The 11,631-nt window shown below is 63.6% G+C and carries 7 protein-coding genes and 2 pseudogenes; 7 read left to right on the forward strand and 2 right to left on the reverse strand.

Annotated features, from left to right (window positions below; genetic code table 11):
* Window positions 1–134: 134 nt before the first annotated feature.
* On the reverse strand, window positions 135–3,569 hold the full coding sequence (locus tag AC0L3C_RS03475) for an autotransporter outer membrane beta-barrel domain-containing protein (protein WP_473407154.1): 3,435 nt from the start codon (window positions 3,567–3,569) through the stop codon (window positions 135–137).
* A 188-nt stretch (window positions 3,570–3,757) separates the two neighbouring features.
* On the opposite strand from AC0L3C_RS03475, the pseudogene AC0L3C_RS03480 reads away from it, so the two are divergent.
* The 6 genes and pseudogenes from AC0L3C_RS03480 to AC0L3C_RS03505 form a co-directional block, all read left to right on the forward strand.
* Window positions 3,758–3,934 (forward strand): annotated as a pseudogene (locus AC0L3C_RS03480) (enoyl-CoA hydratase); the annotation flags it as partial.
* Window positions 3,935–5,059: 1,125 nt separating this feature from the next.
* Entirely contained in the window at window positions 5,060–6,052 is a 993-nt protein-coding gene (locus AC0L3C_RS03485) for a Bug family tripartite tricarboxylate transporter substrate binding protein (RefSeq protein WP_473407155.1), read from the forward strand.
* A gap of 182 nt (window positions 6,053–6,234) precedes the next feature.
* A complete protein-coding gene (locus AC0L3C_RS03490; RefSeq protein ID WP_473407156.1) occupies window positions 6,235–6,777 on the forward strand; it encodes a tripartite tricarboxylate transporter TctB family protein in 543 nt (180 codons plus the stop codon).
* Window positions 6,778–6,789: 12 nt separating this feature from the next.
* The gene (locus AC0L3C_RS03495; protein WP_473407157.1) at window positions 6,790–8,307 is read left to right on the forward strand and encodes a tripartite tricarboxylate transporter permease; all 1,518 of its coding nucleotides are present in this window, start codon (window positions 6,790–6,792) and stop codon (window positions 8,305–8,307) included.
* A 256-nt stretch (window positions 8,308–8,563) separates the two neighbouring features.
* Complete coding sequence (locus AC0L3C_RS03500) at window positions 8,564–9,049, forward strand: outer membrane protein (protein WP_473407158.1); 486 nt, start codon at window positions 8,564–8,566, stop codon at window positions 9,047–9,049.
* Entirely contained in the window at window positions 8,989–9,510 is a 522-nt protein-coding gene (locus tag AC0L3C_RS03505; RefSeq protein ID WP_473407159.1) for an outer membrane protein, read from the forward strand. The genes AC0L3C_RS03500 and AC0L3C_RS03505 overlap by 61 nt, the downstream gene beginning before the upstream one ends.
* Here the strand turns inward: AC0L3C_RS03505 and AC0L3C_RS03510 are convergent.
* On the reverse strand, window positions 9,488–10,681 hold the full coding sequence (locus AC0L3C_RS03510) for a CaiB/BaiF CoA transferase family protein (RefSeq protein WP_473407160.1): 1,194 nt from the start codon (window positions 10,679–10,681) through the stop codon (window positions 9,488–9,490). The two genes, AC0L3C_RS03505 and AC0L3C_RS03510, sit on opposite strands and share 23 nt — an antisense overlap.
* 346 nt (window positions 10,682–11,027) lie before the next feature.
* Here AC0L3C_RS03510 and AC0L3C_RS03515 point away from each other — a divergent pair.
* Window positions 11,028–11,631: pseudogene (locus tag AC0L3C_RS03515) on the forward strand (hypothetical protein); the annotation flags it as partial.

Here is an 11,631-nt window from a genome sequence, read left to right on the forward strand (position 1 = left end):
GACCAGCTCGACGTCCAGGTGCCGCAGACCACGGCGGAGTCATGCGGCCAGCGGCCGCGTCAGGGTGATTTTGGGCGTCTCCGGCCAATGGCAGGCGCGGAAGTAGGGCGGCCTCGTCAACTCACGACGTCGGCTCACCAAGCGTACCTGAACACGCCCTTGCCGGAATAGCTGGCGAGGTTGCCCGAGAACTCGCCGTCGAAGGTACCGGCGATGGAGAAGCCGCTCAGCCATTTCATCTCGGCGTTGGCGCTGACGAGTGCGGAGTCGGCGTCGACCCGGGCGCCGTTCACGACGAAGCTGGTGCCCGGCAGGGTCTGGAACAGCGCAGTGACGGCGCGGCCCGGATTGTAGTCGTGCGCCCAGGCGGCGCGACCGCGCAGCGTCAGGACGCCGTTCTGCATCGCGTACGACTTGTCGGTGCGCAGGCCGAGCTCGGAGCGGGTGTCGGTCAGCGATTGCGAGGCATAATTCAACGCGAACAGTCCGCCGCCGTTGAGGCTGACTTCGGAGTAGTTGGGCAGGTTGACATTCGTGACCTGCGCCGCCGCATAGGGGGTGAGGCCGATCATCGGCGTGGCGAAGCGGTAGCCGCCCTCGAAGCGGGCCGAGAAGGTGTCGGCCTTGAAGCGGCCCTGCAGCTGGTCGATGCCGCCGGGGGCCACGGTGCGGTTGGTCGTCACGTCGTGCCAGCCATAGGCGAGCGCGGCGGAAATATAGGCCGGTCCGAAATTGTGCCGGCCGTAGACGCCGGCCTGGAACAGGTCTGCTGAGCCCGAGCCCATAGCATTGGCGAGCGAGTAGTTCAGTCCGCCTCCGCCGAGCGCGAAGCCGACCAGCGTGTCCACCGAGATCCTGTAGTCGGCTCCGGCCGCGCCGCCCCAGACCCGTGCGGTCAGGTCTTGGGAGCCGACCGGCGCATTGCCGCCGACTTGTGCCGAGCCGCCGTAGCCGGCAGTCCAGAGGCTCCACCGGCTGGCAGGCCGCGAGGCGAGCAGCGGCGCCTTGGTCGCCATCGCATAAGCCTCGCGCTCGCGCGCGTTAGCCGGGCGCATGGACGCATAGGCGGCCGCATCGTCGCTCTCGGCGAATTGCGCGACGCTGCCCGCCTTGGCAAAACCGCCCGAGCGGCCGATGACGGTGGGGTCGAGCATCAAATTGAGGAACTGCCCGTCGGCATTGATCGCGGACTGGATGATGCCGGTGCCGAGTTCGCCCGAGGCCGTCGTCAGTCCGGCCGGCGTCAGCGCAGCGAAGGCTGCCGGAATGCCGCCGGTCGAGTTGAAGAAGCTGGTCAGCGTGTTCGCAACGTTTTGCTGGTTGACGGTGAGGCCGCCGCCGCTGGGCGCGAAGTTGACCCCGATGTTGAGGAACACATTGTTGATGCCGTAGCTCAGCGATGCGTTGATCGTCGGCATGTTGGAGACGACGGCTGGGTTGAAGGTGGTGCCGCCAAAACCGCCGGTCGCCGACACGATCGTGTACTGCTTCTTGATCCTGCCCGAGGCGAACATCGCGCTCACCGTCGCGTTGCCGAGCGTGGCCGTGCCGTTGACATTGGCGAGGCTGGCATTGCTGGAGGAGACCTGCACGAGATAGGTCGAGGCGGCCGTGAAGCTCAGCGGTCCGTTGATCGTCAGCGGACCGAACGTGCTCGCTGTGCTGCCTGGGGCGAGCGTGCCGCCATTGACCGCAACGCCAGCGACCGTGCCGCTTCCGGCGAGTGTGCCGCCCGTGTTGACGGTGGTCGGGCTCAGCATCGACCCGTCGACGACCAGCGTGCCGCCATTCACGGTTGTGGGCCCGGTATAGGTGTTAGCGCCGGACAGCGTCTGCTTCCCGCCGGCGATCGTCAGCCCGCCGCCCGCGCCGCCATCATCGATCACGCCCGCGAAATTGCCGATGCCGTTGCTGATCGTCAGCGTGTTGGCCCCGATGTTGACGTTACCGGAGCCCGCCAGCGACTTGATCGAGGTGCCGGCGCTCAGGGCCGAGATGTCGAAGAAGCCGTTGGCGATGACATTGCGCGAGGTCGCGATGCTGCCGTCGCTGCCGCCGAAATTGATGAGATCGAGCTCGCCCCCGCTCGCGATGGTCGTGGTGCCGGTATAGGCGTTAGTGCCGTAGAGCTGCTGGGTGGCGCCGCTGGCGATCACGACGTTGCCACCGGTGCCGCCCGCAATGCCGCCGTCCTGAATGACGCCGCCGAAGAAGCTGCCACTGGTGATCGTCAGTGTCTTCGATCCAAGTGCGACGATGCCGCCAGCGGTCAACGAGAACAGAGCGTTCAGCGACGTGCCGGAGGTTGTTTGCGAGATGTCGAACGTGCCGCCTGCGCCGGGCGTAAACGTGACGCTCGCCGAGTTCGCAATCGATCCGCTGCCTTTCAGCGCTAACGTCGCGCCGGCATCGATCTGCGTCGTATTGGAGTAAGTGTTCACACCGGAGAGGGTCTGCGTTCCACCGCCGACTTCAAATCCACCGGTGCCCTGAATCGCACCCGCGAACTCGGTCGAGCCGTTAGTGATGAACAGCCCCTTGCCGCCCATGTTGAGGACGCCGCTCGAGCTGCCGGCGAGCGTCGTGATCGCGGCGGATGACGGGGTAATCGCCGAGATATCGAGCGTCGCATTCACCGTGACGACGCTGGAGCTCGCGATGCTGCCGAAGCCGGAGATCGCAAGCGTTCCCGCCGAGATCGTCGTCGCGCCGGTGTAGCTGTTGAGGCCGGTCAGCGTCAGCGTGCCGGTGCCGACCTTGGTCAGTCCGCCGCCGTTGCCGGAGATCACGCCGTCGACCTGGGTCGAGGTGTTGAGGCTGCCTGTGGTGAGGGTCTTGGCGCCGAGCACGTAATTGCCGGCGCCTTCGATCGAGCCCGCGGTCATGCCGGTGCTGGTCAGCCCGGAAATGTCGACCGTGCCTCCGGCATTGTTAACGAAACGGGCGCTGCCGCCCGTGCTGGAGCCGTCGAAGTTCACCGTTCCGTCGTTGGTGATGGTCGAATTGGCGGCCGTGGTGGTGTTGTGGAAGCTCAGCGTCGCCGAAGCGAGGTCGTTGATCGTGGCGCCGCCAGCGGAAGCGCTGGTGAAGAAATCGATCTGGCCGCCAGCGTCGTTCGTGATGATGACGGCTCCGGCCCCGATACCGCCGCGCGCGGTGCTGCTGTTCTGGAACACCAGATTGTTGCCGGAGGTGACTTCGAAATTCTGCGTCGCCCCGGAATTGTTGACAATGCCTGCCGCGTTGACGGTGAGCGGCTTGCCGATCGTGATGGAGTAGGCCTGCGCGACGCTCGTGAACTGGACCGTGCCAATGACGACGACGCCGTTGTTGTTGTCGACGGCCGTGCTTCCAGTGTTGGTGAACGTTGCGGTTCCGTCCGGCACGACCGGGTTGGTCGACCAGTTTGTGCCATTCGTCCAGTCGCTGCTGCCGCCGGCCCAGGTGCCGTCGACGGCTCGTGCGCCGACGGCGCCGAGTGCAGTGGTCGTCAGCAGGGTCGCCAAGGAGTGGCGCACGACGGATCGCAGCCCGTATCCGATCCGCCCACTTGCCATCGGTCCGGCCATCCAATCTTCTCAATCAAAAATGAAATCATCGCGAGCACGCAACCGTGACCCGTACGGATGCCCGGCACCTCTGACATGATCTCATGGCGCCGCAACGGCCTGCAATGAATGCCCATCCATTTGCGCCGGGTTCGGGCCCGTTCCGCTTTGCATTTTCAGCCATCGTGGCCATTAGGCAACATATCCATGTCGCTCGCCACGCGCTCACGGTGGAAACGACAGGATCAGCGGTGCGCCATATCCGCCGCAGACGGTCGCGCGAGGAAGGCGAGGACCTGATCCTCAAGGCCTGTATGAACGAAGATTTCCGCGAGGGAATGGACGCCTTCCTCAACAGGCGCACGCCGAACCGGAAGGGCAAGTAGTTGCCGGCCGAAGCCAGCTCCGATTGAAGCACGAGCGAAGGCGCGTAGCTGGTCCATCGCAGCAGTCATGGCTGGCGGCGAGCACCAGCATGCCATCAGGCTGCGTTCAATTTACCGGAGAGTATTGCTGCTGTTCACAATGTTCCATAATCACTGATTGTCTGAAATCCTTGTAAGTGTCGTCGAAGAACACGGAATAGGTGAGGCTGGGCTGGCGAGACCTGACTTCCCTCAGACAAACTAAATATCCGCCCGGACCATGTTCGGCCCGTCGCAACGAAGAGATCTCGACCGGGGCTGTCAGCTTGGCCTCCGTCATGACATTCCGAACGCCTTTTTGAATAGCATCCTGAGTGGGCGGTCCCTCTGATCGAACGGGGGATGGTGTAGGCAGGGATGTGTCCGGCCAAATTGAAGAGCAGGCCGACAGGAGCAAACAGAGTACAGGAACATAACGCATCACTGAGACCGACAGCTCCGAAGCTCCTCGTGACACCGATCTACCTATGTTGCACGGGTGTATTGTTCGACTCGCGCGCATTTGAGATCATAGCAGGAACGCAGCAAGGATAACCATGGGAACTTTGATGAGGTACGAAGGCTGGCTCATCCAAGGTCTCTCTCTAGTAAAAGAAAAACATCTGCTCCGGAAGTTTCGTCAGCCCGGCATAGTCATTGCCATCCCATGGAGCGATGTTGAGCTTGAGCAAGCGAATTGAGCACCTCAAACACGAGTGATGTTTCGGTCGGAAAGATCGGTACGCAAGACTGCAAGCGTTGCCCTCACAATGACAGACGGCAGAATCCGCTGTGAGTAGTATCGACCAGCTGCCCGTCGCTGATCACCGCCTCAAGTCGGCGCACCATGTCCACGTAGGTGAGGTCGTGCCATCCTGGCAGGAACAATCCCGCCAAGCAAACGATTGGAGAGACTCAGGGCAACGATGATGCAGCCGGCCTGCAAAAAAGCGCGGGCGCCTTTGCGCTTGCGATCAATCTCATTCCAAAGTCATAAGCGGCGCGGCGCCCGGCGGCTTGAACTGGCCGGCATTCGCCCGCACAATGCAATCCGCCTTTACTTCACGAATGCCTATTCGAACAAGAAGATGGCAAGATTTGGGGAAGATGCGCGTGGGACATGGAATCAAGGCCGCGATTACTCTGGGGGCCGCGCTTTGCTGTACGCCAGCCTTTGCCGGCTGGGAGCCGGCCAAACCGGTCGAGATCGTGGTCGCGGCGGGCGCGGGCGGCGCCTCCGACCAGATGGCGCGGATGATGCAGGCCGCCATCCAGAAGAACAATCTGATGAAGCAGCCGATTGTGGTCTCGCTCAAGGGCGGGGCTTCCGGCGCCGAAGCGCTGATGTACATGAAATCCAGCGAGGGCGACCCGAACAAGGTGCTGATCGCCTATTCGCTGATCTACATGCTGCCGCTGTCGGCGAAGATCCCGTTCAACTGGCGTGAGCTGACCCCGGTTTCGGTGATAGCGCTCGACCAGTTCGTGCTGTGGGACAACAGCGCGGGTCCCAAGACGGTGAAGGAATTCGTCGCAGCCGCAAAGGCGGCGAGCGCGCCGTTCAAGATGGGCGGCACCGGCTCCAAGCGCGAGGATCACGTGCTGACCGTGTTCCTCGAGCAGAAGACCGGCGCGAAATTCTCCTATCTGCCCTACAAGTCCGGCGGCGAGGCCGCGACCCAGCTCGTCGGCAACCACACCGAATCCAACGTCAACAATCCATCCGAAAATCTCGAGGTCTGGCGCGCGGGCCAGGTGCGTCCGCTCTGCGTGTTCGACAAGGAGCGAATCTCCTACACCAGCAAGGTGACGGAGACGCAGTCCTGGGCCGACATCCCGACCTGCAAGGAGGAGGGCGTCGATGTGCAGTATCTGATGCTGCGCGCGATGTTCCTGCCCGGCAAGGTCACCGCGGAACAGCAGGCGTTCTACGTCGAGCTGTTCCACAAGGTGACGCAGACCGCGGAATACAAGGACTACATGGAAAAGCAGGCGCTGAAGCCGATCTTCCTCACCGGCAAGGACATGGTGCAATTCCTCGAGGAGGACGATGCAGTCAACAAGTCGCTGATGACGGAAGCCGGATTCGTCGCGAAGTAGCCGTCTCTTCTCCCTCGCCCCGTTCTTTCGGAGACGCGACGAGCTTTGCTCGCGATGGGAGGTTGGGGTGAGGGCTCTCTCCGCTAGTCCAACTTTCGCCGTCCCCGTTGAGACTTCCCGCCCCCCCCTCTCTCCGCAAGCGGGGAGAGGGGGAATTGAACTTACTCCGTCCCAAACGGCTCATGCCCCAAATCGATCTTGAAATCGTCGTCGACGATCCGACCGCGCCCGAAGACGACTCGCCTTCCGTCGTCTACTCCGGCACGATCGAGATATTCGTCTGTCTCCTGTTGCTCGCGCTGGCCGCGACGCTCGGCTACGACAATTGGCGCACCGGCGCCTCCTGGGATTCGACCGGGCCGGAGCCCGGCTATTTCCCGTTCTACCTCTCCGTCATTCTCGGTGGTGCCAGCCTCTACGGCCTGATCGTGGCGCTGGTCGCGCACCGCGCGGCACCCGAAACCTTCGTTACGCGCGCGCAAGCCCGCCGCGTGATGGCCGTGTTCGGGCCGACGCTGCTGTTCTGCCTGGCGACGCAGTTTCTCGGCCTCTATGTCGCGAGCTTCCTCCTGATCGCCAGCTTCATGCGCCTCGTCGGCAAGATTGCGCTGTGGAAGTCGCTGCTCACCGCTGCTGTATTCACGGCGATCATGTTCGTTACCTTCGACATCGCCTTCGACGTCATCATGCCGAAAGGGCCGCTCGAAGCGGCCTTCGGCCACTAAGGCGGACCCGCGATGGAAGCTCTTGGCCTCTTGCTTCACGGCTTCGCCGTCCTGCTGACGTGGAAGACGCTCGTGCTGATGATGGTCGGGCTGGTGCTCGGCATCTTCGTCGGCGTCTTGCCCGGACTCGGCGGACCCAACGGCGTCGCGATCCTGTTGCCGCTCACCTTCACGATGGATCCGACCTCGGCGATCGTGATGCTGTCCTGCATCTACTGGGGCGCGCTGTTCGGCGGCGCGATCACCTCGATCCTGTTCAACATCCCGGGCGAAGCCTGGTCGGTCGCGACCACCTTCGACGGCTATCCAATGGCGCAGCAGGGCAGGGCGGCGGAGGCGCTGACGGCGGCGTTCACGTCCTCTTTCATCGGCTCGCTGGTCGCGGTGCTCCTGATCACCTTCCTCGCCCCGATGATCTCGTCCTTTGCGCTGAAGTTCGGTCCGCCGGAGTTCTTCGCGGTGTATCTTTTGACCTTCTGCTCCTTCGTTGGTCTCGGGCGCGAGGCCAAGCACAAGACCGTCATCTCGATGTCGCTGGGGCTGTTGCTCGCCGGCATCGGCATGGACACGGTGTCTGGCAATCTGCGCATGACCTTCGGCTCGTCCGAGCTGCTCCGCGGCATCAACTTCCTCGTCGCCGTCATCGGCCTGTTCGGCATCAGCGAGATCCTGCTGACGATGGAGGAGCGGCTGGCGTTGCGCGGACACGCGGCGAGCATTTCGTTGCGCGTCGTGCTTGCTGTGTGGAAGGACCTGCCGAAATACTGGGTGACGCTGCTGCGCTCCTCCTTCATCGGCTGCTGGCTCGGCATTACCCCGGGCGGCGCAATCGCGGCCTCTTTCATGGGCTACAATCTCGCCAAGCGTTTCTCCAAGGACCCCGAGAGCTTCGGCAAGGGCCGCATCGAGGGCGTGTTCGCGCCGGAGACGGCGGCGCATGCCTCCGGCACCGCGGCGCTGCTGCCGATGCTGGCGCTCGGCATTCCCGGCTCCGGCACCGCTGCCATCCTGCTCGGCGGGTTGATGGTGTGGGGGCTCAATCCCGGACCGCTGCTGTTCGTCGAGCACAAGGATTTCGTCTGGGGCCTGATCGCCTCGATGTATCTCGGCAATGTCGTTGGCCTCATGCTGGTGCTGACGACGGTGCCGATCTTCGCCTCGATCCTGCGCGTGCCGTTCGCCGCGGTGGCGCCGATGATCGTGGTGTCCTGCGCGATCGGCGCCTATGCGATCCAGAACGCGATGTTCGACATCTGGCTGATGCTCGGCTTCGGCGTGGTCGGCTACGTCTTCAAGAAAATCGGCATTCCGCTCGCGCCGTTCACGCTGGCGCTCGTGCTCGGCAACCGCGCCGAGGATGCCTTCCGTCTGTCGATGATCGGTGCCGGCGGCGACCTTAAGGTGTTCTGGTCGAACGGCCTGGTCGGCTCGATCACGACCTTGGCGATCGTGCTGCTGTTTTGGCCGGTGATCGACGGTTTGCTTGCCCGTGTCGGATTGACGCAGCGGTCCAAGCCGGCCCCGCGCTAAGCGTAATCTCCTCTGGATTCGAATGCTTAGGGAGATGTCGTCCTAATCTTAGGCGCTACGCGCTCGGATTGTTGCTGGTTGTGGCTAGCGCGGCACAGCGCTTGGGTGATCCTTGGCGTATGTTTTTCATCACAAACTTGTGCGGAGGATTGCCGTGAAACGGATTGTGAGTGGAATGGCGGCGGCGATGTCGCTGTTCGCGACGGGCGCACTGGGGGCCGATCTGGCCGCAAGGCCCTAGGTCAAGGCGCCGGTCATGGTCGATCCGGTCTGGAGCTGGACCGGTTTCTGTGTGGGCGCCAATGGCGGCTATAGCTCTGGCCGCTCGCGCACGGACGTCACCTACACCAACACCGCGGCCGGCGCGGTGATCGCGCCGCCCGCCGGCTCCATCACCAATGCTTCGTTTGACATAAACGGCGGCGTCGCGGGCGGCCAGGCCGGCTACAACTGGCAGAGCACAAACTGGGTCTTCGGCATCAAGGGCGACCTGAATTGGTCGGGTGAGAAGGGCAGTGCCCTCTTCAGCTGCGTCGGCGTCGCGCCGGCCGGTGGGTGCCTGTCTTCCCGCATTGACCTTCCTTCCCGCCGGCGGGCTCGCCGGCACGACGCTGGCGATCCACCAGAAGCTGCAGTGGTTTGGCACGGTGCGGCCGGATCGGCATCCTGGCGACCCGGAAGGTGCTGTTCTACGGCACCGGCGGCCTGGCCTTCAGCGAAATCAAGACCACGGGCACCATGACCGGCTTCACGCCCGCGGGAGTCGCGATCGCCTCGGTCGGCTCGAATTCGACGACGCGCGCCGGCTGGACTGCCGGCGTGGGCGTCGAGGGCAAGATCACCCAGAACGGGAGCGCCAAGCTCGAATATCTCTACATTGATCTAGGCAGCTTCTCGTCCGGTCCATTCACGCCTGGCGCCGCTCTCCACGGTCAGTGCCAACGTCTGGTCTCGCTTCACCGACCACATCCTGCGCGCCGGCATCAACTATCAGTTCGGTGGCCCGGTGGTCGCCAGGTACTAAGAACAACAAAGGCGTCAGCAAGAAACAAAGCCCGGCTTGAGCCGGGCTTTGTCGTTTCTGCGCTGATTATTCGCCCCGCGTTGCCTGTTCATTGTACCGCGAACAATAAGCCCGGCGAGCGCCGGGCTTATTCGTTTGCAACCTCTAAGGAGGCACTCACACCACTTTGGCGTCCCTGAGCTTGGCAATCTCGTCCGCGCCGAAGCCGAACTCCTTCAGCACCTCGTCGGTCTGCTCGCCGAATTCCGGCGGCCGCGCCACCATCCTGCTCGGCGTGCGCGACAGCGTCACCGGCTGGCCGACCAGGCGAATCTCGCGCCCCTCGTCGTTGGGCACCTCCTGCGCGATGCCGAGATGCTTGACCTGCTCGTCTTCGAACATCTGGTCGATGGCGTAGATCGGGCCGCAGGGCACGCCGGCCTCGTTGAGTTCACGAACCCAGGTCTCAGTGGACTTCGTCACGGTACGCTTCTCGATCTCGGCATTGAGCGCGTCGCGGTTCTTGGAGCGGGCCGGCGCGGTCAGATAGTCGGGATGGCTGTAGAGTTCCGGCGCGCCGATCGCCTGCGCACAGCGCTCCCAGATCCGGCCGCCCGTGGTGGCGATGTTGATGTAGCCGTCCGAGGTCTTGAACACGCCGGTCGGAATGCTGGTCGGGTGGTTGTTGCCGGCTTGCTTGGCCACTTCCTTTTCCATCAGCCAGCGTGCGGCCTGGAAGTCGAGCATGAAGATCTGGGCCTGCAGCAGCGAGGTCTGCACCCACTGGCCCTTGCCCGAGACCTCGCGTTCCAGCAGTGCGGTGAGGATGCCCATGGCACAGAACAGGCCGGCGGTGAGGTCGGCGACCGGAATGCCGACCCGCATCGGGCCTTCGCCCGGCGCGCCGGTGATCGACATCAGCCCGCCCATGCCTTGCGCGATCTGATCGAAGCCCGGACGCTTGTGGTAGGGCCCGTCCTGGCCGAAGCCGGAGATGCTGCCGTAGACGAGGCGCGGATTGATCCTGGCGAGGCCCTCATAATCGATACCGAGCTTCTTCTTCACGTCGGGGCGGAAATTCTCCACCACAACGTCGGCCTTGGCAGCGAGGTGCTTGAACACGGCGAGCCCGCGCTCGTCCTTTAGGTTCAGCGTCATCGCCCGCTTGTTGCGATGCAAATTCTGGAAGTCGGAGCCCCGCCGCGGCCCGCCCGGCTGCTCACCGCCGGCATCCTCGGTCAACGCGTCGACCTTGATCACGTTGGCGCCCCAGTCTGCGAGCTGTCGCACGCAAGTGGGCCCGGAGCGGACCCGGGTCAGATCGAGAACGGTGAAGCGCGACAGGGCTTGGGACGCGTGGGGGGCTGGCATTTCGGAAGGCTCCGGGAGGGCGGGCAACATCTTCTGATCGGGCAAATCGAACAGAAGTTCAATGGCCGTCAGCCCGGTCGATGGTTGGCGAGGCGGCAGGATGACGAGTTTCGGCCCGGAACCCGCAAGCTCCCGGTAATCGCCCGGATTGGCGCGCAGTCCCGGATGGATAAATGCTTTTCGCAGTCTGTTGCATTTGTTGGTTCCATGGAAACTGCAATTTAATACTGGCGCGTCAAATCTTTAGGCTCCAGGCATGATATCGCCTGGGCAAGCGCGCGGATTCGTTCTTGGCGAGACTTTCGCGCCGGCTCCGCGTGGCACCACCTGTAGTCGAGATGGGACTATGACAAGGACATCTACCCAGGACGACCTGCTTTCCGACGACTCCTTTTACACAGTCGTCGGCAACAGTATTCAGGGGAGCTACATCCCCGCCGGTGCAGGAGGCTCGACATCGGGCGGCGCGACATCCGGCTCAGTCATGTCGGTCACCGCGGGCGGCATCACCATCAACCTGATCCTCGATGCGGCGGCGCAGGCGGCGCCGGCCAGTTTCAAGAATGGCCTGCAGCAAGCAGTTGCGATCCTGGCTGCCAACATCACTGATAAGATCACGGCCAACATCAAGATCGACTACAGCGGCACCGGCGGCGGCGCAGCGGCCGGCGCTGACAGCGGCTATTATGAAAGCTACGCGTGGACCCGCTCAGAGTTGATCAACAACGCGAGCGTCGGCGACACGACGTTCAACAGCTTGCCCACCGGCACGACGATTCAGGGACAGTCGAATGTCGCGGTGTGGAACACGCAGCTCAAGCTCTGGGGTGTGGGTGGGGGCGGGGGCGCCCCCCCCCCCCCCCCCCCCCCGCCGTTTTTCCCCCCCCACAAATACAACCCGCTGGGGGGGGGGGGCCAGCACCCGCGGCCCCCCCCCCAGGGCCGCCGGG

The sequence above is a fragment of the Bradyrhizobium sp. WSM4872 genome, assembly GCF_055811715.1.